Raw genomic sequence first — 25,340 nt, 5'->3', positions numbered from 1 at the left:
ACTTATTTAATATTTTGACTTTTCACATACTCCAGCCACTGCTTCTTGTACTCAGCTTGAATTTTATCAAGTCCTGCTACTTTGGCTTTTTCCATGAATGTTTTCAGTCCGCCTTCAACATCTGCAACCAGACCTGCTTCAAGTGGATACAGATATTGTTTCTCCACTTGCTCTAATGCCGCTCTTTCAGCTTGGTAGCTTGTGTAGTCTTCTGCAAAGCCTGTGTATTTATCAGGTGTCGCAATTTTATCCAGATCAGCGAAGATCTTTTTCACGCCATCATAGCCTTTGTCGAACAACATAAACTCAGGATTTCTCCAAGCCCAGCCTTGCATAGCTTCTCTAGGGAAACCGTTGCTGTTGCTGTCACCGATCATGGTGTAATAGCCATTATCAACGGTATAGTTTTTGCCTAAGATACCGTACTCAGTCAATTGATTGTAAGTTTTGTCAGTTACCATTTTTTCGTAGAACGCAAGTGCGCGCTCAGCGTTTTTGCTGCTTTTTGGAATCGCGAAGCCGTTGTGAATTGGGTGAACCGGCTCTGCATGGCCTTTGATCATAGGTGCTGGGTAGTATTCAAGCTTCCAATCTGGGTGTGTAGAAGCAATTTTCAACTTTTGATCGTTAAAACGAGTAGGATTATCGCCTAAGTTCGCTGCTGCTTTACCGCTTGTGATCAGGTCTGTCATGGCATCCTTCGTATTCAGGACGTTCTTTGTAATGTAGCCGGCATCCTGCCATTTCTTCATCGTTTTCAGCTCATTCAAGTGCTCTGGAGAGCCCCAGTAAGAGCCAACCTCCGATGGTGTTTTATAGCCAATGTTCAACCCGTAAGGAACAGCTCCAATGGGATCGATGGTCAAGTTTTTGTATTGATCAGAAAGACTGCCCTTTACATCACTGTTCGCTGCCAATGGAACCATATCAGGCACATTTTTCTTGATTCCAGCTAGATACGCTTCGAAATTAGCAAGGGAATCCGGCTTCGGCAAATTGAATTTCTCTCTGAGGTCTTCACGCCAGATGAAGCCAGTCGTTACATACTCTTTATAGGTGGCAGGAACGGTGAAGATCTTGCCATCAATTTTGACAGCTTCCCACATATCCTTCGGTACGAAGCTATTTAATTTAGGGGCAGCTTTCGGGAGGAGCTCATCCAGTGCCAGGAAGGCCCCTTTTTTCGCGTAAGACTGGTACTGTGTCCACTCCGCCGTGAAGATCAGATCCACCGCTTGGCCGGATGATAGGAGAAGCTTATATTTTTGATCCCAATCCGTCCACGTTGTGAAGTTGAATTTGACTGTCGCGTTCAAATCCTTCAAAGCCAGCTTGTTAATTTCCTCTTCAATGACAGGAAGATCTTTCGGTGCAGGCCCTAGCATGTAAAATTGCAATTCCACTTTCTTGGATGTATCAAGTCCTGCTGGCTTAGCTGACGCTGCTACTGTAGCTTCTGGTGCTTTCGTTGCTTCTGCTGCTGCGGAAGGACTGGGAGAACTTGTGGATGTGGAACTGCTGCATCCTGCAACAACGGAGCCGGCAAGTGCAATTGCCATCGACACACTGTACATCTTTTTCGCATTACTTTTCATGTAAATCCTCCCTTTAATTGTGCAAATTTAAAATGGATAAAGCCATCTATGTTAGCTGACGGAATAGTTCCGTTTCAGTTCTAACCTTTAACAGCGCCGATCGTTAGGCCTTTTACAAAGAATCGTTGGACGAATGGGTAGAGGAATAGAATTGGACCTGTTACGATAATTGCCATTGCTAGTTTCGTAGATTCCGTTGGTATTTCCTGACTCATCGTTGCACCTGTGCTAATGCCAAGTGATGAAACAGCTGCCGCTGTGTTGATGATGTTGTACAAGAAATACTGCAGCTCGTATTTGTTCTGATCATTAATAAAGAGCGATGTCGAAAACCAGCTATTCCAATAATGCAAGGCAAGGAATAATCCAACTGTGGCAATCCCAGGCATCGCCAGGGGCAGCACGACTCGATAATAAATCGTAAAATCATTTGCGCCGTCAATTTTAGAACATTCGGTAAGCTCTTCAGGAATCGAAGACTTAATGAAGCTGCGCATTAATATAATAAGAAAGGGGGACATAAGCCCTGGGAAAATCAGTGCTGCGTAGGTATCTGTCAACTGAAGATATTTGGTTATCATGATGTACCATGGGACAAGACCGCCACCGAACAGGGTGGTGAAGTAAATATAGAAGGAAAGCTTATTGCGATATTTGAAATCTTTCCTCTGGAGCACGTAGCCGGCCATGGTCATCATGAACAATCCAAGAATCGTTCCAACCACGGTGACGAAGATGGTGACGCCGTAGGCTGTCAGTACTTTTTCAGGATACGTAAGTACCGCTTTGTAAGCTGTTAATGAAAAGTCATTCGGAATGAGGTGATACCCTTCTCGTATAATGGATTCATTATCTGTTAACGAGCCAGAAATGATGAGCAGGAATGGAAAGATACAAACGACGGAAATCGCAATAATGATGAGATAGGCAATGATATTAAATGTGACAGAATCAATTCCTCTGGTTCGCAAGGGGGTCACCTCCTAGAAAAGTGCATACTCTTCATTTGATTTTTTGATCAGATAGTTAACGGTCATGATTAGTACGAAACCGAAGATGGACTGATACAAGCCAGCAGATGTCGCCATCCCGATATCGAAAGTCACCTTCAAGGAGCGGAACACATACGTATCTAAGATATCCGTTGCATTGTACAGGATGCCGTTATTTCCAATCAGCTGATAGAAGAGATCGAATTGCCCCTTCATGATGCTGCCTAGTGCAAATAAGAGCAATATAATGAAAGTTGGCTTCAACATCGGAACTGTAATGTACCAAATCCGCCCAAAAATATTGGCCCCATCGATTGTAGCTGCTTCATAATACTCATCACTAATGCCTGTAATCGTTGCCAGATAGATAACCATTGTATATCCGACATTTTTCCATACATAGAACATCACAAGTAAAAACGTCCATGCTGACGGTGTGTTATAAATATCAATGGGGGTAGAGCCCCAAGATTTCAGCGTTGCGTTCACAAATCCAGTGTCGTAATTAAACATGTTGTAAGCGATTGCATTCAATAGAACAAATGAAATAAAATAAGGTAAGAACATCACGGATTGCGTAATTTTCTTGAAATACTTTCCTGTCATTTCACTTAATAGGATGGCGCAGAAAATCGCTGTCACATTCAGGAACACAATAAATGCCAAGTTGTAAGCTACGGTATTGCGTGTCAGTGTCCACAATACACCTGATTTCCATAAGAATTCAAAATTCTCCAATCCTACAAATGGACTTCCGAAAAGCCCCCCATTAAAGTCAAACCTAGTGAATGCGAAGTAGATCCCAACCATCGGTACGTACGAATTAATAAAGAAGAAAATCAATGTTGGCGCTATCATGAGAAACAACAATTTATTTTTGTTTAACTCATAGAAAAATCCTTTCTTCCGGATCATGCGGTAAACCTCCCTGCGTTAATATGTCCTGTCTAGCTTGTCGGTTGCCATACTCGAATTATAAACAGATCGATTCCCTCTCGGATACTGAATATCTGCTAACATTTATGAACGAACCGACCAAGAAAGGCTCAATTCACATATGTACAAATTAAACTTTCATGGATAAACTGGCTTTTCTAGTGCTTTTTCAGCCCCCAGGACTATCCGATTTCATGGCTTGCAGTATATAGTTGGGATATACTTTTTCTACCAAAGGGGGAGACGATTGACATGTTGCTTCGAAATCAAGAGAGCAAATTCATGTATCGCAACATACTTCTTAGTATTGTTTTGTCCATTGTCATTACACTGCTTGTCTCCTCAACCATCCTCTACGTCAATTTTGATAATATTGCTCTCAAGCAAGTGTATGAATCGGACTCCAACTCCTTGCTGCAGACCAGCCAAGAAATTCGGACCATAACCGAGACTGCAACCTCCCTGTCCTTTCAAATTTATCGTGATTTCGTGATCAGTAAATTGTTGTTTTACGATAAACCAGATATCTATGATGTCCAAGGCAGCATGTCACAACTGAATTTATATCGACTAGCGATGCCTTTTATCGAATCCATCTATGTGTATAACGGAAAATCAGAGCTATTCTATGTCAGTTCGAACAACTTTCAGAGCGGTATCCAAACGAAAGAGAACCTAGGCGATCCTAGCATGGTCGATATTCTCGATCATTTCCGGGATTATATTCCTTTTTTGCCGATCCCAAGGACATTCAAGACAACAGATGTAAGCACAATTCAATCCACTTCTATCGGGATCTATTCCTACTTGTGCTATGATGCCATCAATTTGAATAACTCCTTGAATTCTGCCGTTATCGTCAATATTTCAGAATCATTCTTTAATAAATCATTGAGAAACTTCGCAAAGAATCGGGCAAGCAACGAATTTATTATTAATAAAGAAGGCATGCTGATCTCCACCGATGGGACAAATCCTGTACTCTCCAATTATGCTGATAAAAGCTACATCCAAAAGATTATCGCCAATGCTTCTTCACCGGGTTATTTGGTTGACAACGTCATGGATACGAAGTCATTAATTTCCTATACAGCTCCTGATTCACTAGGATGGCGTTACGTTCGCACAACCCCCTACACAATCATCACCGAAGAGATCAGAGACATGCGAGCCAAAACGATTTATATCTCGCTTAGTATTCTTCTAGTCGGGCTGCTTACTTCGTTCTTCATGTCCAAACGATTATTCGATCCCATTGATAAAGTCATAAGAAGCCTAAAAACGTTAGAAATCGAAAAGCGTGATAATCTTCAAATTTTACGACAAAATTTCCTGAGAAATATTATGATGGGAAGAGATGTCTATCACCCTCAAGCTCTGCAAACGAAATTAACCTATTTCGGCTCCAAAATCACCATCGGGCATCCCTCTTTACTTCTCATGGTAAAAATCGATGATTATGAAGAAAATATTCGCACCTATAAGGATCAGCTCACTTTGCTGCGCTACGCGGTCATGAATATATGTACCGAAATCAGCTCCTCCACCTTCCACGCGGAAGGCATTGATATGGGGGATGATCATATCATTTTGCTGCTTTCCTCGAAGGAAGCTGATTTCCAGTGGGATCCTCATGCTTTCACCGAGCTGCTACATAGTATGCAAGCCTCGATCTCATCCTTCATTAAGCTATCCGTATCGATAACGGTAAGCCCGCTTCAGGACGAAGCGACCCAGTGCTCCCAGCTCTATAAACAGCTGCTAGAAGCCTCTTACCATCGCTTGTTTAGAGGCCATGGATGTATCATTTGGTCAGACGAGATCATTGCGTACCGCACCAAAGAGTACAAGTTCCCGTCGCAGAAAGAGAAACAGCTTGTCGATTGCCTCATGACGGGTGATTCGGAAGAAGCCGAAATCATTTATACCGAGATCGTGAATGAAACCTCCCTATATCCATACACGGTCGTACATTTGGCCATTTCCCATCTGACGTTAACGGTCAATAACGTGCTTACGACCATCAATAAGAATAACGCGCTGGCTTTTCCCCTCTATTTGGATGCAGATGTCGCTTCCCTTACCCATGTAGAGACGATTGAAGAAATTAACACGCAATTCATTGACGTATTCAAGCAGCTTCAGAAAAAGCTGGATGAGAAACGAAGCTCCAAGCATGTAGAGCTCATCAAGAAAATGAATGACATCATTGATCGGGATTATGCGAATCAGAATCTGTCACTCAACTCCATCGCTGATGAGCTTGCGATGTCTTCCATTTATATCAGCCGCTTATATAAACAACATACAATGGCCGCTATTACCGATGTCATACAAGATGTCCGCATGAATAAATCCAAAGACCTGTTATTGAACACAACGCTTTCCGTTGCAGAAATCGCCGAGAAGACTGGCTTCACGAGTGACTCTTATTTCTATCGGTTATTTAAGAAGTATAATGGCATTACACCTAACGATTTCCGCAAGCAGCTCAAATACGAAAACACCCTCACCCAGAAAGGGATGGAAGAACGATGAATTGGCTAAGTGCTCACGAAAACCAACTAAACGGCATTTTTGCCGAAGCAAAGGAAGCAGTACGCCAATATCCTGCGCCACTGGACCAATTAGGGCTTGCCTATTTAGCTAAGTTTGATGCTACGCATGAAGGGAGTACCAAAAATTATATTTGTTATCTCCTCCCGTATTGGATGAAAGATATTTGTGAGCTGACTGCCGAGGAGTTCAACAAGCTTTCGCTGGCTAATGTATTCGTTATGCTCTATTACTTCATTCAAGATGATATTATGGACACTGCTAAGGGAGAACACGCGAGCAAGCTGCCGCTTGCCAACCTATTTCACGTCCAATTTCTGTCCATCTACCGAGAACTCTTTCCTTCCCATTCGCCGTTCTGGAGCTATTATGAAACCTACATTCTGGAATGGTCCAAGAGTGTAACCAATGAGCTGCAATCCGATTACTTTCATCATGACAAAATGCAAATTGCCAAGAAAGCCAGCCCTGTCAAAAATGCCAGCACCGGTGCACTTCTCCTTGCCAACCAAGCTCATCTCATCCCAATTGTGACCGCAGCTGTTGAACAAACACTTGTTACCCTGCAAATGCTAGACGACTGGGCGGACTGGGAAGAGGATCTAGAGGAAGGGACGTACAACTGCTTACTTGCCTCAATTCGCAAACATTTACAGCATTCTACAGCAGACGACCTCAGCCATGAAATGGTCAAGCAGCAGCTCTATGTCCACGATTATTTGACCGCATATGGCACAATTGCTGATGCCCATCATGAGCAGCTAATAGGCTTATCAGTTGGCATGGAGCAACTCATAGCTTTCCATGATTCTCTTGTTCAAAATATCCATCGTGTTACCCAAGAAATTAAAGAACGGAGAGCAGCGTTAGTCTCTGGCGGCTTCTACTATTTTTTGTCTAATTCTGATGAATTTTGATAGATTAATAGCTATTTCCATGGTATACTTTTATTTGTAGGAAAAATTACCCAGATGACTAGGAGTGATTATTTATGTCCACAAATGAAAGCGTAAAAGCCAAAATTATTCAAAAAGCTTGGGAAGACGAAGCCTTTAAACAACAACTTCTAGCCGATCCTAAAGCAGCGCTGAAACAAGCATTTAACATTACACTCCCTAATGACATTAAGGTAAAAGCTGTTGAAGAAACATCAACAGAGTTTGTTCTTGTAATCCCTACTAATCCTGCTAAAATTTTGGTAACATCAAGTGCTCAAGAAGCACTTTGGTAAAATAATAAAGGTGTCCCGCTAGTCTAGCGGAACACCTTTTTCTTACCCCATAGGAAGGGAGTAGTTGTACTTATTCGATACTTCCATTGGGAAAACGCATGATGACCTCAGTTCCAAGGAATCTTTGACTTTTAAACTCGATATGACCCTTCATGATTTCAATCAGTCGAAACGTGACCATTAAACCTAGGCCAGTCCCCTTCGTCTTCGTTGAGTAATAAGGTTCCCCCAACTTCGTAAGCTGCAAAGGTTCAATCCCCTCACCATTATCCTTGATATGAATGAAGACCTCGTCATCCTTCTTATAGGCCCAAATATGTATTTGGCCATCCACTTGAAACGCTTCGATACTATTTTTGATAATATTGATTAGAATCTGCTTGAATTTCGAAGAATTACCTTGAATATGAAGTTCGGATGCGACATTGACTGTTATTCGTCCACCATTTAATGTTGCCAACGGCATAACAATTCCTTCGATTTGGTTAATTTCCTTACTCACATCCAATTGCACAACTTCATCTAGCTGCGGCTTCGCGAACGTTAAGAAATCAGTAATGATGACCGAGGCTCGATCCAACTCTTCGATCGCAATGGTCATATACTCCTTGTTCTTGTCATCCGTCCTAGCCGCTACAAGCTGTAGAAACCCCCGTGTAACCTGCAAAGGATTTCTCACTTCATGAGCAACTGAAGCTGCCAAGGAGCTAATCATTTCCATTTTTTCGGAAAGCTGCAGTTGATGATTGTAAAATTCCAGCTCCTTCGAATAGTTGGACATCTGCTCCTGATTAATTGCGAAACGCCTGCCCAATATGACAATGAGTGCAATTATAAAGCCCACGACTCCAAATTTCCAAAGGAAGAATTGATACTTTTGATTATTTGCGTAGTAAAGAATGAGGTCAAACGTCCCCATTAAAGCGAGTATGGCGAAACCTGAGGAGAAAATAACCGCCTCTCGGTTGCCTCGTAATACAAAAAAGACGGAAACCCCAATAATGAGAATAAACTGAAAAATCATAATCGAACTTAACAAGGTAAGCGTGAAGAATACATAGGTATCCATAAATTGATAATGACTGAGATGGTTAATTACCATAAAGATAATGGAAAAAACCGAATAGCCTATCTGAAATTTACGGAAAATACGGATCCATTTAAATTTGCCATTATCAAATATTTTCTCAAAGAAGTAAGTGAGTGCGGGTAGGAATATAGCCAGAGAAATATCGAAAACATCCAAGAAGACGTCCCCAAAACGGGTGAAATTAGCATATAAAAAGGGGGAATATCCAAGAAAAATCATTCCCAGTGTAAGTATAATTAGGCAAAGTGAAACCCAGCTAGCTTGCTGAATTTGTTTAAGAAACAAGGAACAAATAAGCATAATAGCAGCAATAAACAGAAAGGCACATCCGAGAATAATATTTTGCAAATCCTGGAGTATGTATGCACGTGTCAGTGTTTCAAAGTGATCTAATTGAACGTCCGAGTGGATACCAAGTCGGTCCATAGAAGTCTGGAGCTTCAAATAAACCACTTTCCCACCATCTTCCGTGCTCAGGGGAAATAAACTTCGTTGCTCATCGACGGGAAAGTCATAGTTGACTTCACGAACAAGTCGATCATCAATATAAACTAATATCTGTTGCGCATATATACCATTAATATACATGCCGTAATCTTTAGGAAGCTGTGGTGGCAGCTGGATTCGAACCCAAGCAGTAGAAATATCTTTCGGTTTATCCGGCATCTCCGCTCCACTCTCTATTGTCCTCCACTCCGCTAAATGCGATGTAGCAATGACATCTTGGATCTTATCATTAGGTCCCCCCCATAGTAGATCCCACTTTGAAACCGCTTTCACAGTTTCAGGCTGCTCCGCAATCGCATGATTGGCCATGAAGAATAAACCAATTATAATAACCAACCATGTTTTCAATCGTAAATGATGTATTTGAAGCAATGGTTGCATGTATTCACCTTCCCCCAGATGACTGTAAGTAATTTACATTAATTTAATTCGACGGGGTTGGGAGCTTTCCTTCTTAATGTGGTAAACAATATATAAACATAAATAAACGCCTAGCTGCATGCGTTGCAGCAAGGCGTTCATTTATTGTCTGTAAACCAACGTGTGCTTGCCGGAATCGTTTCGGTGATGAGTTGACCCTGACTAACTACATTGCGACAGTGGGGCTGCCCGCGAACAAGATCCACGCCATTCTCACCTGGCAGCATAATGAAGCTAGCAGGTAGACCTATTCCAATACCGTATTCCTTAAGCTGCAGTGTTTGGGCTGCTCGAATGGTAATCATTCGAACGAGCTCATCTATTTCTTCGCGCCCCGTCATATGGGCAAGATGAGCAGCCATATGTGCAGCTTGCAGCATATTTCCCGTACCTAGCGGATAGAATGGCGTCCGAATATCATCATGGGCAATACTAACATTAATGCCAGCTAACCACATCTCCTTAATCCGGGCAATTCCACGCCCTTTGGGATAAGGGTCGAACCGGCCTTGCATAGCGCTATTGATCAACGGGCAACACACGATATGTATGCCTGATTGGGCTACGAGGCCCAATACCTTCTGAAAATAAGCTTCACTATAATAGGCCGTCGCGTTGACATGAGCAGCTGTTACACGTTCTCTTAAGCCTGAACGTATAGCTAAATGAGCAACGTTTTCAAGGAAGGTGGAGTGAGGATCATCCATCTCATCGCAGAAGACATGCACGAAGCATCCATGCTTCTCGGCTAGTCGGAAGCAGATTTCCAACGAGGCTTCTCCCTCAGTTTGCGTAGGCTCCAGATGCGGGACCGCACCAATGCCATCTGCGCCAAGCTCTAAGGCAAGCTCGAGCCGCCGCTCGTTATCTGGACAAGCCCGAATGCCATCCTGAGGAAAGGCGATAACTTGCACATTCATAAAGGGCTTCACTCGTTCACGAAGAGCCAGAATCGCTCTTAGCGCTGTCAGGTTAGGATCTGAAATATCCACCATCGAGCGCACATGCAGGATGCCTGCTTCGATTTGCATCCGAAGCACCTTCTCCGCACGTGCCATAACATCTTCATAGGTTAGCGTCAGCTTGCGTTTCTGCCACAGACCAATACCTTCAAATAGTGTTCCACTCTCATTCCATGCTGGCTCTCCTGCCGTTAACACCGTATCCAGATGAATATGAGATTCCACGAAGGGAGGCAGCAACAAATGCCCCGTCCCATCTACTTCTCGTTCACCGTGATCGGAAATCCCTCCGATTTGTGCGATCTTTCCGTTTTTCACGCCAATGTCGACGGGCCCTTTGAAGGTGGCATCACCTAGTAATCTTACATGACGATACACCATATCCAGCATGCCAATCACCTCTTTGTCATCGCTTCTCGATTAATTGTCCCGCTTCATTTCAGACTCATGCCAGGAGCTCAGAAGCCATTTGGCGAAAGCATTGACCAATAGGAAGAAAATGATCCCTAGTGCGGATGCAGATAACCCGCAAGCGAACAGGTAAGGTGTTTTCAGTCGCGCAGCTGCATAGGTAATGGCATAGCCTAATCCACCTTGACCGCCGCCAATGCCAGCGATATATTCACCAACAATGGCACCTACAACTGATAAGGTACAAGATATTTTCAAGCCTGCAACGATATAAGGCAGCGCAGCTGGAATGCGCAGCTTCCACATCGTTTGAAAGCCATTCGCATTATAGAGGTAGAACAAATTGCTCATATTTTGATCCGTCGAATTGAGTCCTATTAAGGTATTGGACAACATCGGGAAGAATCCGATTAGGAACGTAATGATCACGATCGCATTCATCCCTGCATCGAACCAGATCACGATCAAGGGCGCGATGGCAACAATTGGGATCGTTTGTAAGATGATCGCGTAAGGATACACACTTTTCTCAATCCATTTCGAGCTGGCAAGCAGAATGGCTCCCGCTATTCCTAGAATAATACTGAGGATAAAACCAAGAACCGCTTCAAAGGTTGTCGTTCGCACAGATACCCAAAGCCCGCTTTTGTTCTCGATGGCGGCTTTCACGATATCCGACGGTTTAGGAACGAGATACACAGGTGCATGCGTCAAGGCAGCGATCAGCTCCCATCCGCCAATAAAGACGATAAACGCAACTAATGGCGGCAAAAGCTGCTTGAGCAGCATCAGTAAGCGGCGACTAAGCGACACGCCCTCTTCCATGCGACTCATCCAAGCTGCACGTTCACGAGCAGGAAATATTTCATCGGGTAGTATTTGTAGGTACTTCGAATCGACAGCCATTGCACATATCCCCCTTTTAGATTACTTGCAAATGATTTTGCCAGGATTGAGAAGCCCCTTCGGATCATTCTCCCGTTTCTTCCGTTCCATACTGCCTACTTCGCCACGACCACCTTGGTCGAGCACCCAGGTATGTGGATCAAATATTTTGACACCTGCAGATTCAAAGAAATCAATGATTTCATATAATCGCGCTTCCGTTGTAAACTTTACAATAGGGAGTGCCGAAGGCGTCACAGCTCCGCCACTGCGAACCCATTCGACATGGAGATAGACTTCGTCGCCGAATTTCGATTTGATTTGCTTGATTTGCTCCAAGTAGCTGTCCGCTTTAAAACCCGCTTGCAGATACGTCATCGATGCGTCCGTTTTCATTGCCCACAACGTCGTGTGATTCCATGTAAAGTCGGACACGCCTATCGTTTTGCGGTAATTTTTGGCTTCGATCACATGACCGATATGTCCGCCAAATCGTTTGGCTAGGACATCCACTAAGCGCAATGTTTCTTCTGCGAATTCCAACATAACAGCTGCCATTTCTGGCATAATCACTTTGTTAAAGGGTACAAAATATGAAGGAATCGGCCATTCCATAGGTGCGATAAGCCGTTTGGGAATCGCTTCTTCGTGTGCGAGAGCCTCGCCAAACTGCATCGCCTGTTCAAAGGTAGGGAATTGCGCAATCGCCTGTGCCCATTCGGTACGCGGTGAAAGCGGAATGGTCACCTCAGTCAAAATACCTGTAGTCCCGTAATTATGAATATAGTTAAACAATTCGCGCCCTGTTACAACGAGTCTTTGTGGTTTTTCTTCCATTGTATAGATAACGGCCTCATAGACATTGCCATCCCACAGATTACCATGCGTGATCGAACCGATTCCGCCAGATCCTCCGCTCACGAAGCCACCAACGGTCGCTTTCACATACGTACTCGGGTATATGCGAATTTCTTGGCCGACTTCACGCGCTCTCTTATCAATAACACCTAGACGAACACCACACTGAAGGCGAGCGTAGCCAAGTCCAATCTCCAAAATCTCATCCATCCGACTCAGATCCAACACGATCCCTTTCTCTAAAGGAACAGCCTGACCATAATTGCCAGTTCCAGCACCGCGCACTGTCACGGGAATGCCATGTCGATATCCAAAAGCCAATGCCTCTGCGACTTCACCTTCATTACGGGGTAACACAACTACATCAGCGGATGCTAACCCCTGCAGCTGACGATTAAGGACTGGTGAGTACCAGTAATAATCCTTAGAAAGCTTATCTCTTGTTTCTTGATCGATCGATACAATTTCTTTCCCAAGCTTCTCTTCGATCTCATGAACCCAGGTAACTTCCGCTTCTGTGGACATGCTGTCTTCACCCTCTCGTCTTAATGGTCCAAAGCGTCATTCACGACACGCACCAAATCACTGAATTGCACCGTTGTTCGGTACGTTTCATCTCTAGGAAAAGGAACAGGAATATCAATACGCGCTGAGATTTTTCCAGGTCGTGGTGTCATGACAACCACACTTGTCGATAAGAACACCGATTCGAATACGTTATGTGTCACGAATAACACGGTCATCGATTTATCCTGCTGCCAAATATTGAGCAGCTCCATTTGCAGCGTCTGACGCGTAATTTCATCCAAAGCGCCGAACGGCTCATCCATCAGCAGCAGCTTCGGTCTTGAAATGAGCGCGCGTGCGATGGACACGCGCATTTTCATACCGCCTGAAAGCTGCCTAGGCAGCACTTTCATGTAATCCTTCAACCCAACAAGCTCAAGCACCCGCTCCGCTTCTTGCTGTTGGGTCTTCTTATCCACACCGCGTAATTCTAGCGGAAGCTTCACGTTCGCTTCAACCGTCGACCAAGGCAACAGGGTGTGATCTTGGAAAACGAAAGCGATGTCACTCTGCTTACGCGCTTCCTTCGGTGTAGTCCCGAAGACATCCAACGAGCCTTTGCTCGGTTTGGATAAGCCTGTAATGATTTTGAAAATCGTCGACTTCCCGCACCCCGATGGACCTACAAAGCACAAGAATTCGCCTTCTTGAATCGTGAGGTTTACATCCTGCAAAGCGATCGTTCCGTTCGGGTAGGTTTTGGAAAGATTCGTCATACTCACGAAAGAAGAACCTGAGGTTTGTGGGCTAGCTGTATCCATTAGAGAAGAATTTTTCGACATGTTCGTCATCTCCTATGCGTGTTTTTGGCTTGCCAGATCTACTTGCTGACTTTGAGCGATTGCATATCAAAAGCTTGGAATGCGAGCAGCGCCTCTGCGATATAAGCCCCATACTTGTCTGTCATTGCTTTGCCTTTGGCGATGGTTGCCGCCGTTGCATCTCCAGAAACGCCAGAATGAGAGAGGTCATCCATTACCCAAGCGAAGGCACGATTGCGAAGTGCCAGATAGCGGGAATCCGGATAATTCGGATATTCGGTTGGCGCGACGTCCATGTGCACCCAATGCGGCATCGCTGCCATCACGATCGATGTTTCCATATCTCCAGCATGTATACCCGCTTGTTTCTCCAGCGGAGTAATCCATTCATCTGCGCCGCCGAGCCCACCTGGATCTAATCGGAACACGGCTAGGCCCGTCTCGATGCGAATTTCTCTCCCCATCATGTTCAACAGATCGGTATTCCCGCCATGCGAGTTAACGAGAACGAGCTTCTGAAAGCCGCTTCGCCGCAGGCTTTTGGCAATATCCATCACGACAGCCATTAAGGTGGTTGCCGATAAGGTGATGGTTCCTGCATGACCTAAATGCTCATTGCTCTTGCCGTAGGGGATGGCTGGCAGCATCCATATATTCGCATCGTCAGGAAGCTGTTCGAAAGCTTCTGCTAACAGCACTTCGGAAATTAGTGTGTCGGTAAACACTGGCATATGTGGACCATGCTGCTCAACCGCCCCTACAGGCAGCACGATAAGTGCATCATCTTTAGGAATCTCAGCTACTTGAAGTTTACTTAGGCGCGGGAAGAAGCAATGATCCCAAGCTTTTCCTTGATACCGATTGAATGTCATGCTGAGCACCTCCTCGTCATGTTGACGCTATATTTGTGAAAAAGACCCAAGCTCTTGCTTGAGCGGATCTTTCAGCTTTCTGATTTAATGATTTTTGCGACGCTAAGCCTTCTTGTCATGAAACTGCTTTAAGGCAGCTGCAACATCCGCCACTCTTTCACCCAAGCGCGCTGCCATCAGCAGCTCTCTAGGATCTGGCGAAAGGGAGCTATCCGGCCCCGCTAAGGTTGATGCCCCATAAGGCGAGCAGCCAATCGCATCAGCGGTTAAATACTCTGGATTTTCGGAATAAGGCAATCCCACGAAGATCATACCAAAATGAAATAAAGGTACCATTGCCGTTAAAATCGCCGCTTCATGTCCCGTATGTATGGAAGCGGTACTATTAAATATGCCGGTCGGCTTCCCCTCAAGGGCACCCTCGATGCAAAGCTCACCGGCCATCTCAAGGAACAATTTGACTTGTGACGGCATGGAGCCGTAATACGTAGGAAAGCCCCATAGAATCCCATCGGCCCAGCGAAGATCATCATTTGTAGCGATTGGGATATCCTTTTGCAGCGCTAATGCTGCTTCATATTTATGATAACGATCGGTCAAACGAAATTGCTTAGATAGGCTAGTTGAGCTAGAAGTCCTCTCACTCATGGGAGAGCGTCTGTCTTTATCTGGTGTGATCACACGATTCGCGTCCGCAGCCATTTCGGGGATACGCAAATTCTCACGGAATGCGCTCCCGATTGACTGGCCCCATCTGCGACGGCTTGCGCCATCTGATAGACATGACCAAAGGCGCTGTAATAAATGACCAACAGATTAGCCATCTAGGCGGTTCACCCTTTCGCGAATTCAGGCTTTTGGAACGAAACGGCTTCACTTGCCTCTTGCCAGTACTGAGCTAAAGCATGATTGTTCCACGCAGCCTTCGTGCCAGGCGATCTGACGATGCGTCCTTGGCTATACACCCATCTGCGTTCTGGGAGCATGGTGAAGATTTCTTCGGTTGAATGACCATCCGCGATAACGAAGTTAGCTGGATGACCTTCTGTGATCCCATAGGCAGAGAGTCCAAGTACCTTAGCGGGTACTTCGGTTATCATACGCAGCAATGTACGAAGATCTGCCGGTCTTCCCATATGTGCCGCATACGAGGAAATAAGCGCTATTTGCAATAAATCCCCTCGCCCAAAAGGGTGAAAAGGATCATGAATATTATCCGATGCAACTGCAATGGGAATGCCTCTCTCATGAATTTGCTTCAATCGCGTGACGCCTCGTCTCACAGGAAATGAATCATGTCGACCTTGCAAATACAGGTTAACCGCAGGCAAGGAGACCGCTTTGAGCTGAGCACCTGCCATCTTCTCAATCAAGCCGCCTGCATCCTCATCCGTCATCGAGGCTAGTGCGCACAAGTGATCGACAGTCACTCTGCCCTCGTAGCCTACTTCTTTCGTGCGTTGCGCCACATATGCAACAGTTCGCATCTGCGGATTATCCGTTTCGTCACAGTGTAGGTCAATGGGTACATCGTATTTCTCTGCCATTTTAAAAATAAAATCAATATCTTCCTTCGGTGTCAGCGATAAATGCGGTGCACCACCGATGCCATCCACGCCCATGCGTAAGGCTTCCTCAATCGCTTCATTATCCAGGGACATGAAATTGTAGGGGCACATGGGAAAAAGCTGCAAAGCCATATAAGGCGCTAACGCTTCTTTGGCCTCCAGTGCGGCTTCAATCGTGCGCAGGGCAATATCACGCGAGAACCTCAGATTGAAATCAAGGTGAGTTCGAATATGCGTCGTCCCAAAAGATAAGGCTTGCAGCGCAGATCGCATCATTCTTGCCTTGATCTCGTCTTTCGAGAAGTTAGGCGATGCCGCCGAGTAGTTACGAACAGCCTCTTCTAACGTGCCGCTGATATTCTCCACGGTGGTTAAGGAAAACGCTTTATCGAGATGCATATGCGAATCTACAAAGCCGGGAAGTAGGATTTTACCCTGCAGATCAAGGGTTGTAAGACCATCTGTTTGCGAGTGCTGATCAGCCATCCACGTCTCTAAAGAAATTCCCATAGGACCGGCGGCATCCGCTTCTTGTTTCCGAATATGTGTCCAGCTGCCATCACGAATCGAGAGACGAAATAATTCCCCTTCATTTAATAATGGCAATCGGACATTACATAAATCGATATTGCTGTTAGAAACCAATGCCGCCACCTCCTCAGGTTTTATGCTGCTTACCGCTTATTTCTTAGGCAAGAATTGTGTCGTGAACACTTTATCAATATTCTCAGCGGTTTTCAGAACGCCTACTTCAACTAATTGCTTCTGTACTTCTTCCCAACGTTCCTTGGTCATAATACCCGTGCCTTTGGTCGCTGCATCGCCGCCGAATACAAAATCCATTTCCTTCGCTGCGCTGTATTTCATCATATCTAAGCCCATATCCGGGTTCTTCGTTTGAATGCTCGGGTTAATCTCATCGGAATGATCCTTATAGTAATCCCAGCCCTTCACCGTCGCTTCAACGAAGGCTTTGACTTGATCAGGATGCTCTGCGATCATTTTCTCCGTTGTGAAGTACACGCCTGCGTAAATTTTGTAGCCAGAATCCGCCACGAGCAGGGTGCCGTAATCCACCTTTTGCTGATCCATCGTGAATGGCTCTGAAGTCACATAGCCTTGCGTTAGCGCTGTTTTGTCACTCACAAAGTTCACCAATTGACCTGTATATTTCATTTCTTGCGCGTTATTCAATTTGTATTTATTTTTGATAAACTGCCAGAAGCTTGCTGTAGAAGCAACGTACACTTTATGAGTGTTCAAATCAGCGAAATCTTTCACACCTGAATCTTTATGATAAAACAAGGCTTGTGGGCTCTTTTGCATCGAAGTTGCGATAGCTACAACAGGAATCCCCTCTTGTCTGGCTACCAAAATATCATCACCATTGGCCATCCCGAATTGGGCTTTACCCGAAGCAACGATTTGCGTTGAAGATACCTGTGGACCACCTGGCATCAAAGTCATATCAAAGCCGGCATCCTTGTAATATCCTTTGGCTAACGCAGCGAAATTCCCACCATGCTCAGGCTCGGCGAACCAGTTCAACACAACAGTTGCAGGAACAATGGGTTTGGCTGTTGGTGCTGCCGATGCTGCAGGAGAAGCCGCCGCCGCCGTCGTTGGGGCTGCTGTTGGCGCTGACGAAGAAACGGGGGTACTCGAACTTCCACATGCGGCTAACAAACTTGAGATCATCACTAAGCTCAGAGATACAGCTGCTGGGCGTTTCATTACTAAAGTGCGTGTACGTTGAAATCGTTTCATGGTTAACTTCCCCTCCATATTTGGTTTTCTATGTCTATAACTCTTGTTTAACCTTGAGTCAAATATACGTTTCACGGCTTGTCTCCGTCAACGAATAGGCTGACGTTTTGTATTTTTACACAATAAAAGTACGTCTTTTCATTACTTTTCCAACTATATGTTTATTGTAAAGTGAATAATACCATTCAAATCCGAACATTAACTTAAACCGTCCCAACCACCACACCTAATTCCCTCAACCAACGACGATACGCAATGGAGAAGCGATCCACTTTATGATTCAGCTCGACTTGAAGATCCAGGGGCAGCAGCTCAGGCTTCTGCGTCTCAATAACTCTGGCGTCCTGTTCAAACACGATGTCTTGGAATTTAATGAAATTCGCATCATCAACATCGTACGCATAGTTACGAGAGACCATCATGAAGACGACGCATTCTTCTGCAGCCACTGGCAGCACGGTCAGCATAATCCATAAGGTTTGACCATTGCTCGGATCGGCTTTCGATAACCTAGCAGACAATGGCCGGTACACTTCTTTCATATACACATACGTAGTGCCATCACTTTTATCCGAACCGGAGTGGGCAACTGGCTGGAAAATAGGAATATTTTCGATAAAAATGCGATCCTCTTCCTTCACAACCTGGAAATCAGGAAGCTCCGCGTAGTCCGGGTGACCCAGTAAATCCTGATGCACGAACATTAAGTGAGCGAAGTCTGTGAAATTTTCAATAACACGCGTTCCTGCTGCCGCAACTTTATACGGACCACACGGAAGTGGATGATACTCGGGATTCGCGAACTCTTCAAAATGCGGAATTGGCGCTGCAGGTTCACCGATACATACCCAAATGAAGCCATATTTCTCTTCACACGAATACGTCAAGGCTTTCGCTCGAAGCGGAATTTTCTCCCCTTTGGGCTGTGCAGGAATACAAACGCATTGCCCTGAGGAATCGTACTGCCAGCCATGATACGGACAGACCAATACATCATCCTTGACCCACCCCTTAGATAACATAGCTCCGCGATGGACGCAGAGATCTTGCATGGCGTGAACGCCTCGGCTAGAGCGATAAAGCGCTACTCTTTCTCCTAAAATGATGACACCTACAGGCTGATCCTTCAGTTCAGATGCAAGGTAAACCGCATGCCAATCATTTTCAAGAACGGGATCGTGCAGACGTTGTAATGCCATAACAATCATCCTCCTCCAATTAAACCTACATCTGATTTGCGAAAATAGGGTACTGCCCTGCCAGCTTGCTTCTAAGTACATCCACTCTTGCTTGCGCTCTTCTCAAAATTTCCTGCTCATCAATCCATGTGCTCTTCCCATGCTCGACAACAACCTGACCGCCAACTATTACGAGATCGACATCGTTCCCATTCGCGTTATAAACGAGAGCTGAAGAAGCGCGATGCACAGGACTTATATGTGCTTTCATCATATCTACGGTAACTAGATCCGCTTTCTTCCCAGGCTCCAGACTCCCCAGATCATCGCTTCGGCCAACCGCCTTAGCCCCGTTAACGGTCGCCATGCGAAGGACATCCATCGGAGGCAGCAGCGTTGCATCCAGCTCATTCACCTTGTGTAAGCATGCAGTAAATTTCAACACTTCGAGATTATCTTGGCAGTTATTGCTGCCGGGACCATCTGTTCCTAGCGCGACATTGATCCCCATTCGCAGCATCTCGGGTACACGGGCAACGCCTGAAGCTAGGTACATATTGGATACGGGACAATGAATGACGGAGGCTTGCTTTTCCTTGATTAGCTCGAGCTCCCCATCATCAAGCCACACACCATGCACAACCTGCGTCTGTTCGCTGAGTAAGCCCACTTCATTTAATAGCTCCAAATTTCTAAGACCATAGCGAGCCATCGTTGTGTCGATTTGTTCACTCGTTTCTGCGACATGTACATGTGATATGAGTTTGCGATCCCGACTGAACCTTGCAGCTCGTTCGAGATAGCCTCTGGAGCAGCCGTATAAATTCAATGGACCTAATGCAATCCGGATGCGGCCGCTCGCTGCGCCTTCCCATTCATCCAGCAATTGATCTGTGGCATTGAAAATTTGCTCCTCCGTTTCCCGCAAGCGAACTTCCCCTGCTAGGTCGGAGCCTCCTCTTGCCAAATGTCCGCGTATCCCCGAATCGACCATCGCCCTTAGCACGCTGGCATCATTCTCCGGGTAGGTGTGGATATAGTGATGATCCATCATATAAGTAGCGCCTGATTTCAAATTCTCGATGCAACCGATCAAAGCGGCTAAGTAGAAATCCTCCGGCTCCATCGCCAGACTCATCGGCCAAATAATCTCTTTCAGCCATTGAGCTAGGGGGGAGTGGTCCGATACGCCGCGCATGAACGTTTGGAACAAATGTGTGTGGCCATTCACGATGCCTGGAATAACAACCTTCCCCTCTGCGTTGTAACGGTAAGAGGCTTCTGTGAGCAGATGATCTAAGCTGCCATCTGACTTCCATTCGCCAACTTCACAGATGACATCATGCTCCATGTAAACAAAGCCAGGTTTGAAGATCTGATTGGTGGCATTCATCGTTAGGACAGTTCCGTTGTAAATAAGTTTTTTGGACATGTGGCGGCTCCTATAAATGTTATATAATATAACATGTAATGATGAATCGATCTTAAGTATGTTATATTAATTAACACGATTATATGTATGAAATGAAATTCCGTCAACACCATGTGTTAATGTATTATTTGATTTTTGTTTCGTTTTTTTGTATTTTTATCATATTTAGGTTAACGATAGTAGTTTAACGGGCGATTTCCGCGTTATTTTTATGAAAGGATGAAGATTTTTGATCAAATGTATATATTTTTGCATTTATGATTGGAGTGATGTTCATGTTAGATTTACACGATCTCGATCCCGTTGATCAAAAAATTATTAAGTTGCTGCACGAAAACGGCCGAATGTCTTATGCCAAAATCGGTGAAATACTGAATCTTTCGCGTGTCGCCATTCAAAAACGCGTAGAAAACCTCATCGAAAATGAAATCATCGAGAATTTTACGATACGCTTGAACGCGACAAAGCTAGGAAAGGTGGTTAGTGCTTTTTTCGAGGTCGAGGTGGAGCCGCGCTACGCGGAGGAGGTCGGAAACACACTTTCGGCCGACCCGAATGTGGTGTCGATTTACCAAATGACAGGCACGAGCTCCTTGCATATGCATGCTTTATTGAAGGATGACGCTGCGCTGGAGGATTTCCTCTATAAAAACATCTACAAGCTGAATGGTGTTGTGCGCGTGAACACGCAGATGGTGATCAAACGGTTCAAGCAGGGAACCGGCTTGGAGCTTTGATTGGTTGGCGGTTCAATTAAAACGGGAATCGAGTGAAATTAGCTACCTATTTTCCAGTTATTTGATACGGGATACCTGAAACCCTCGACACCAAAACAAAAAGGCCATTCCCAAGTAGATCTCTCTACTTGAAAAGGCCTTATTTCCTGTTCAACTTCCTAACCCTCAACCCTACAGCTTCAACCGATACATCGCTTTGTTCTCCAACCCGCGGATCATCGGTGTCCATGACTCGGACTCCGGTGTGAGGAGCAATGTATCCTCGACCATTTGCAGCTTCGCATCCATCGAATCGATGTAGTGAAGCGCAACCGCCTCCGGAAGCTGCGGAAGCACAGGACTTCCCCACTCCGGCAAGTTGTGGTGGGATAGCACAATATGCTGCAATCCAATGACGAGGTCTGATTGGAGATCTAGTCCCAAATGCAGCGCCGCTTCTGTAATCCAGTTGGACGCCATGGAGATGTGTCCCAGCAGCTTCCCTTGTACGCTATAATCAGACACGATACCTAGCTGCGCGATCATTTCCTCCGGCTTCGCAATATCATGAAGGATAATGCCCGCTTTGATCAGGTCAGGATTGAGGAATGGCCGTTGTTTGCAAACAAACTCGCCAAGCTCCAGCATCCGAACAATATGATAGGCTAGTCCAGCGAAGTAAGCATGGTGATGCGTTTTGGCAGCAGGATAATGGTCCAGCTTATCGCCAACCTTCGCCACGCAAAACGCGACGATCGACTGAATCGTTGGATTCGAAATACTCGCCAAAACACTATTGATTGTATGAATCAGATCCGCTGGACTAATCGGTGCAGAGCGGATGAAATCAGTGATCTGCACGCCATCTTCCGGCAACGCTTTGCGAATCTTCCCGATCTTTACTTGCAAGCGTTCACGATACATTTGAACCAGTCCCTGTACCTTGACTAAGGTCATCGGGAAAAAGGTCTCTTTATCCGAAGCACTGACATCCCACATCTTCGCGGATACTTGCCCGGTCGCATCACAGAGTACAATATCCATGAAATCCTTGGCAGGCGTTGTATTCGTTTGTTTAATTTCCAATTCTTTAATTAAGTAAAAACCTGTAAATTCATCTGGTGCTTGTAACTGTTTAATTAATGTCATGTATGTGCCTCCAATAATCAATAGGAACATTATACTACGAAATGCTTCTTAGTGATTAGTGGAGCGCTTAGAAATTTATGGCGTTAGGGATCGAAGGGGTTTTGAACAAGCTATTACATCACAAATTCACGGAATACTTCATTTAAATACACAAACTTACTCGCTGGATATTTGAAGCCGAGAAAGAATCCCGAGAAGTCAATGTGAACAGAGATTAATCTCCGACTCGTCACTTTACTCCGTACCAAACGATTCAACAATGCCTCATTCTGCGTATTGATCGCTTTCACAACTAGCGCCGCGTAACTGGGATTGCACATAATTTCCCGATATAGCGGAATGACCGCCTTGGCGATCGCGCGATTAATCGCAGCGCTGAATGTGAACTGCACTTGACCCGGACGAATCGTCGTCCCATTCGTAATCACGAGAAGCGGTTTTGGCAGCGGAAGATCGACGAACCAGCCCACCCCATTCGACGCCAAAGCTGACAGTGGTTCCGAGCCGATAACAGATCGGAGCAGCGTATTCATGCGAGCAATATCAGCTTCCCGAACGGCCTTCGCCCATTGGACGGAAAATGTACGATTACTTGCCAACTTACGGTAAAAGGGCAGCATTACCCTAGCAACCTTACGGATTGCGAACACCCTCTGCTTGATTGGCTTTGCAGCCTTCAAAGCAACTTTCGATTTTATTTTTACACGTCTATGACCCGTTCGGTAGATCTCCATACGCATGCTCACTCCCCAAACATCATATAGACTAGACTATTACATAAGTTAGGAGAATGTGTGGGTAAAGCTCTCGAAATAAAAAAGTCTGTTTGAGCGTATATGCTCAAGCAGACTTTTTATATAGGCTTCTATAATCGCCTTACGATAACCACGTCTTTTGCCGCGTTCCAATCCCAAGTGTAGCCCAATACTTCCGCAAGTTTCGCCCAGCTTACGAGCACAAAATTGTTCAGCACATGTACCTCAGCCGATGGAATCGTCCCTGTATTCCCCTTGGAAGTGTATAAGATACGTTTGTTTTCTTCATCATACGTAGCATCTCCAAGACCAAGCTTCTCAAATGTTTGACTAAGCGGTACCCAAGGAATGCCTCCAATGACAATTGGCTTTATCCCATCGTAAGTAAGCGCTTGACCTTCAAAGCTGATTCGGATAAAAGGGAGGTGATGAGCGACCTTCGTCCCCTTCAGCAACGTGATCAAGCCTTGGTCTAACTCGGCTTTTTCTGTCGCAGATAGATGCGCGATCTTGTCCTTCGCAATTCGATCACGCAGCTTGATATGATACGTATGCTCCATCCGTTCATGAAGTCGGGTCATGTCCTCCGGCGTCGTCGACTTTAGGCTTCTGCCTTGCATCTGTGCCATGAGCACACCGATGGTCTCCCCAGCCATTGTTCCGTTCGGTTGAATTCTCGCACTTCCATAGGCTACTGCGGTTGCTCCTACCAGCTTCCCTGTGGTGACAACATTGTCGTAATCGTGAAGCAAATAGCTTCGCAGCGGAATCCCATATTTATCCGGTCTCCCGATAGCTAGCCCCTCTCGATTGGAGCGCGAGCCTTGAATGTCCATGAAATACCCGCCGATGCTGACGTTATCCCAAAACATTCGCCCGCTCATCAAATCCGAGGCTTGCAGCACATAATCTGTTGGATAATGATTATATTCCCGAATGTACAAGGAATTCGGTTCTCCATTCAGCTCCAACTGCTCAAAACCAATCATAGTCTTTCGTAGATGATCTCGTATGAAGGGCATTTCTGCTTTCGCTTGTTCAATCCCCCATGCAATCGTTACTTCCTTGCTCGGATCGATGCCATATACTTGCAGTGCGTTAATGATGATCTCCCCGCCGCCTTGATTCAGGATGTTCAATCCTCGGAGGTTGAGTTCGTTCTTGTTATGCAGCTCATAAGCCGAAACAATCGGTGGAAAACCATACGCGATATGTGAATTCACATAACTTTCTGGTCCATATTTATGCCCACGCTCGATCTTATCCATAGCCCAAAAATGTTTCTGAAACTTCTCCCAATCGACGCCTTTAAATTTCATCATGTACGTGCCGCTCATATACTCGCGTTCCTTCGCCCCATACAGGGCTTCCAGTCCTGGAAGCGGCTGCACATTCAACTTGCTAATCAGCGCCGCGTCATCCGAATTATCAACGACATAGGAAGGCTTCACAATTCTTTTCTTCCCATCACCGCCTAGATAGGCAAGAGAGACCACTTTACCGTCCGTCACTTTTAAGTCTTCTAATAGAACGTTTTTCTCAAGAGGAATACCTTCGATAAGCTTGTGAAAATAGTGGGCAAACTCTGTTTTTTTGCGAATGCTCCCTTTCGTATACTGATGGAATAGCTCTTTCATGCCGCCTTGCATGAGTTGATTACCATCATCATCGTATACGCCGTCAAGATAGAGCATCTCCCCTTGAATAAGCTGACCACCAAGATTCCCCTTCGTTTCGAGGATCAGAACATCGAGTCCTTCGTGCTTCGCCTTTTGTGCGAGATACATGCCTTCAAGCTCCGTCCCCATGACAACCACATCAGGTTGAAAGGCTGTTTGAGAATGCAGCGTAAATCCCCCGTCGCTGTCTCGGTGCAGTCCGAAGTATCCTAATACTCCTGAGCCTATGGCAATGACTAGGAGAATGCCGATTATAATTATCGATTTCATATGACGTATTAACATATTTTTCAAAAATGATCACCCTGCTGCATCTAATGTGGTATTTTTGTATGCTTTTGGATCCCTATATGTACATCTTGCCCATAAAGCTAAGCATATCATTAAAGTTGGCGAACATGAAGAAAATAGTACGAAAGTACGATATGAAAAATAAAAAGTTTGCCCGATCTC

Annotated in this window: 20 protein-coding genes and 1 pseudogene; 4 read left to right on the top strand and 17 right to left on the bottom strand. The window is 45.3% G+C overall.

Annotated elements, in window-relative coordinates; all coding sequences use genetic code 11:
* Positions 1-2: 2 nt before the first annotated feature.
* From AC58QO_RS06925 to AC58QO_RS06915, 3 genes are all read right to left on the bottom strand, one after another.
* The gene (locus AC58QO_RS06925; protein ID WP_497264570.1) at positions 3-1,595 is read right to left on the bottom strand and encodes an extracellular solute-binding protein; all 1,593 of its coding nucleotides are present in this window, start codon (positions 1,593-1,595) and stop codon (positions 3-5) included.
* An 80-nt stretch (positions 1,596-1,675) separates the two neighbouring features.
* Positions 1,676-2,566 (bottom strand): carbohydrate ABC transporter permease, encoded by an 891-nt coding sequence (locus tag AC58QO_RS06920; RefSeq protein ID WP_497264569.1) that lies wholly within the window; start codon positions 2,564-2,566, stop codon positions 1,676-1,678.
* A 12-nt stretch (positions 2,567-2,578) separates the two neighbouring features.
* Positions 2,579-3,502 (bottom strand): ABC transporter permease, encoded by a 924-nt coding sequence (locus tag AC58QO_RS06915; protein ID WP_497264568.1) that lies wholly within the window; start codon positions 3,500-3,502, stop codon positions 2,579-2,581.
* Positions 3,503-3,775: 273 nt separating this feature from the next.
* Here AC58QO_RS06915 and AC58QO_RS06910 point away from each other — a divergent pair, with 273 nt between their 5' ends.
* The 3 genes from AC58QO_RS06910 to AC58QO_RS06900 all read left to right on the top strand — a co-directional run bounded on the left by AC58QO_RS06910 (position 3,776) and on the right by AC58QO_RS06900 (position 7,310).
* Entirely contained in the window at positions 3,776-6,061 is a 2,286-nt protein-coding gene (locus AC58QO_RS06910; RefSeq protein WP_497264567.1) for a helix-turn-helix domain-containing protein, read from the top strand.
* A complete protein-coding gene (locus tag AC58QO_RS06905) occupies positions 6,058-6,996 on the top strand; it encodes a hypothetical protein (protein ID WP_497264566.1) in 939 nt (312 codons plus the stop codon). The genes AC58QO_RS06910 and AC58QO_RS06905 overlap by 4 nt, the downstream gene beginning before the upstream one ends.
* A 74-nt stretch (positions 6,997-7,070) precedes the next feature.
* Positions 7,071-7,310, top strand: coding sequence for an NHLP leader peptide family RiPP precursor (locus tag AC58QO_RS06900; RefSeq protein ID WP_497264565.1), 240 nt, complete (start codon positions 7,071-7,073; stop codon positions 7,308-7,310).
* A 70-nt stretch (positions 7,311-7,380) separates the two neighbouring features.
* On the opposite strand, the gene AC58QO_RS06895 is transcribed toward AC58QO_RS06900, so the two are convergent.
* The 11 genes and pseudogenes from AC58QO_RS06895 to AC58QO_RS06845 form a co-directional block, all read right to left on the bottom strand.
* Positions 7,381-9,288: an ATP-binding protein gene (locus tag AC58QO_RS06895; protein WP_497264564.1), complete on the bottom strand. Its 1,908-nt coding sequence runs from the start codon at positions 9,286-9,288 to the stop codon at positions 7,381-7,383.
* A 137-nt stretch (positions 9,289-9,425) separates the two neighbouring features.
* Positions 9,426-10,679 carry an amidohydrolase family protein gene (locus tag AC58QO_RS06890; protein ID WP_497264562.1) on the bottom strand — a complete coding sequence of 418 codons (1,254 nt, stop codon included), beginning with the start codon at positions 10,677-10,679 and terminating at the stop codon, positions 9,426-9,428.
* Between the two features lie 30 nt (positions 10,680-10,709).
* Complete coding sequence (locus AC58QO_RS06885) at positions 10,710-11,525, bottom strand: ABC transporter permease (RefSeq protein ID WP_497265436.1); 816 nt, start codon at positions 11,523-11,525, stop codon at positions 10,710-10,712.
* A gap of 102 nt (positions 11,526-11,627) precedes the next feature.
* Positions 11,628-12,968, bottom strand: a complete 1,341-nt coding sequence (locus AC58QO_RS06880) for an FAD-binding oxidoreductase (protein WP_497264561.1) — start codon at positions 12,966-12,968, stop codon at positions 11,628-11,630.
* Positions 12,969-12,988: 20 nt separating this feature from the next.
* Entirely contained in the window at positions 12,989-13,792 is an 804-nt protein-coding gene (locus AC58QO_RS06875; protein WP_497264560.1) for an ABC transporter ATP-binding protein, read from the bottom strand.
* 38 nt (positions 13,793-13,830) lie between these two features.
* Complete coding sequence (locus AC58QO_RS06870) at positions 13,831-14,643, bottom strand: creatininase family protein (protein ID WP_497264559.1); 813 nt, start codon at positions 14,641-14,643, stop codon at positions 13,831-13,833.
* A 102-nt stretch (positions 14,644-14,745) separates the two neighbouring features.
* A pseudogene (locus AC58QO_RS06865) lies at positions 14,746-15,467 on the bottom strand (NAD(P)H-dependent oxidoreductase).
* 9 nt (positions 15,468-15,476) lie between these two features.
* Positions 15,477-16,856, bottom strand: coding sequence for an amidohydrolase family protein (locus AC58QO_RS06860; RefSeq protein WP_497264558.1), 1,380 nt, complete (start codon positions 16,854-16,856; stop codon positions 15,477-15,479).
* Between the two features lie 36 nt (positions 16,857-16,892).
* Positions 16,893-17,978, bottom strand: coding sequence for an ABC transporter substrate-binding protein (locus tag AC58QO_RS06855; protein WP_497264557.1), 1,086 nt, complete (start codon positions 17,976-17,978; stop codon positions 16,893-16,895).
* Positions 17,979-18,181: 203 nt separating this feature from the next.
* Positions 18,182-19,177 carry an aromatic ring-hydroxylating dioxygenase subunit alpha gene (locus tag AC58QO_RS06850; RefSeq protein ID WP_497264556.1) on the bottom strand — a complete coding sequence of 332 codons (996 nt, stop codon included), beginning with the start codon at positions 19,175-19,177 and terminating at the stop codon, positions 18,182-18,184.
* Between the two features lie 25 nt (positions 19,178-19,202).
* On the bottom strand, positions 19,203-20,588 hold the full coding sequence (locus AC58QO_RS06845) for an amidohydrolase family protein (RefSeq protein ID WP_497264554.1): 1,386 nt from the start codon (positions 20,586-20,588) through the stop codon (positions 19,203-19,205).
* A gap of 275 nt (positions 20,589-20,863) precedes the next feature.
* Between AC58QO_RS06845 and AC58QO_RS06840 the strand changes: the two genes are divergently transcribed.
* Positions 20,864-21,325: an Lrp/AsnC family transcriptional regulator gene (locus AC58QO_RS06840; protein ID WP_497264553.1), complete on the top strand. Its 462-nt coding sequence runs from the start codon at positions 20,864-20,866 to the stop codon at positions 21,323-21,325.
* Positions 21,326-21,496: 171 nt separating this feature from the next.
* Here AC58QO_RS06840 and AC58QO_RS06835 read toward each other — a convergent pair whose 3' ends face one another.
* The 3 genes from AC58QO_RS06835 to AC58QO_RS06825 all read right to left on the bottom strand — a co-directional run bounded on the left by AC58QO_RS06835 (position 21,497) and on the right by AC58QO_RS06825 (position 25,172).
* Positions 21,497-22,453 (bottom strand): 3'-5' exoribonuclease YhaM family protein, encoded by a 957-nt coding sequence (locus tag AC58QO_RS06835; RefSeq protein WP_497264552.1) that lies wholly within the window; start codon positions 22,451-22,453, stop codon positions 21,497-21,499.
* A gap of 113 nt (positions 22,454-22,566) precedes the next feature.
* The gene (locus AC58QO_RS06830) at positions 22,567-23,187 is read right to left on the bottom strand and encodes a hypothetical protein (protein ID WP_497264551.1); all 621 of its coding nucleotides are present in this window, start codon (positions 23,185-23,187) and stop codon (positions 22,567-22,569) included.
* Positions 23,188-23,318: 131 nt separating this feature from the next.
* Positions 23,319-25,172, bottom strand: coding sequence for an FAD-dependent oxidoreductase (locus AC58QO_RS06825; protein ID WP_497265435.1), 1,854 nt, complete (start codon positions 25,170-25,172; stop codon positions 23,319-23,321).
* Between the last annotated feature and the right edge of the window lie 168 nt (positions 25,173-25,340).

The organism is Paenibacillus sp. J31R30, assembly GCF_059692115.1.
This window is presented reverse-complemented; position numbering and strand designations above follow the sequence as displayed.

What these genes read in the sequence shown, in the direction of transcription:
- AC58QO_RS06925 (WP_497264570.1), bottom strand. Translation starts at nt 1,595, where the DNA reads ATGAAAAGTAATGCGAAAAAGATGTACAGTGTGTCGATGGCAATTGCA.
- AC58QO_RS06915 (WP_497264568.1), bottom strand. Translation starts at nt 3,502, where the DNA reads ATGATCCGGAAGAAAGGATTTTTCTATGAGTTAAACAAAAATAAATTG.
- AC58QO_RS06910 (WP_497264567.1), top strand. Translation starts at nt 3,776, where the DNA reads ATGTTGCTTCGAAATCAAGAGAGCAAATTCATGTATCGCAACATACTT.
- AC58QO_RS06905 (WP_497264566.1), top strand. Translation starts at nt 6,058, where the DNA reads ATGAATTGGCTAAGTGCTCACGAAAACCAACTAAACGGCATTTTTGCC.
- AC58QO_RS06900 (WP_497264565.1), top strand. Translation starts at nt 7,071, where the DNA reads ATGTCCACAAATGAAAGCGTAAAAGCCAAAATTATTCAAAAAGCTTGG.
- AC58QO_RS06895 (WP_497264564.1), bottom strand. Translation starts at nt 9,288, where the DNA reads ATGCAACCATTGCTTCAAATACATCATTTACGATTGAAAACATGGTTG.
- AC58QO_RS06890 (WP_497264562.1), bottom strand. Translation starts at nt 10,679, where the DNA reads ATGCTGGATATGGTGTATCGTCATGTAAGATTACTAGGTGATGCCACC.
- AC58QO_RS06885 (WP_497265436.1), bottom strand. Translation starts at nt 11,525, where the DNA reads ATGGAAGAGGGCGTGTCGCTTAGTCGCCGCTTACTGATGCTGCTCAAG.
- AC58QO_RS06880 (WP_497264561.1), bottom strand. Translation starts at nt 12,968, where the DNA reads ATGTCCACAGAAGCGGAAGTTACCTGGGTTCATGAGATCGAAGAGAAG.
- AC58QO_RS06875 (WP_497264560.1), bottom strand. Translation starts at nt 13,792, where the DNA reads ATGTCGAAAAATTCTTCTCTAATGGATACAGCTAGCCCACAAACCTCA.
- AC58QO_RS06870 (WP_497264559.1), bottom strand. Translation starts at nt 14,643, where the DNA reads ATGACATTCAATCGGTATCAAGGAAAAGCTTGGGATCATTGCTTCTTC.
- AC58QO_RS06855 (WP_497264557.1), bottom strand. Translation starts at nt 17,978, where the DNA reads ATGAAACGATTTCAACGTACACGCACTTTAGTAATGAAACGCCCAGCA.
- AC58QO_RS06850 (WP_497264556.1), bottom strand. Translation starts at nt 19,177, where the DNA reads ATGGCATTACAACGTCTGCACGATCCCGTTCTTGAAAATGATTGGCAT.
- AC58QO_RS06845 (WP_497264554.1), bottom strand. Translation starts at nt 20,588, where the DNA reads ATGTCCAAAAAACTTATTTACAACGGAACTGTCCTAACGATGAATGCC.
- AC58QO_RS06840 (WP_497264553.1), top strand. Translation starts at nt 20,864, where the DNA reads ATGTTAGATTTACACGATCTCGATCCCGTTGATCAAAAAATTATTAAG.
- AC58QO_RS06835 (WP_497264552.1), bottom strand. Translation starts at nt 22,453, where the DNA reads ATGACATTAATTAAACAGTTACAAGCACCAGATGAATTTACAGGTTTT.
- AC58QO_RS06830 (WP_497264551.1), bottom strand. Translation starts at nt 23,187, where the DNA reads ATGGAGATCTACCGAACGGGTCATAGACGTGTAAAAATAAAATCGAAA.
- AC58QO_RS06825 (WP_497265435.1), bottom strand. Translation starts at nt 25,172, where the DNA reads ATGTTAATACGTCATATGAAATCGATAATTATAATCGGCATTCTCCTA.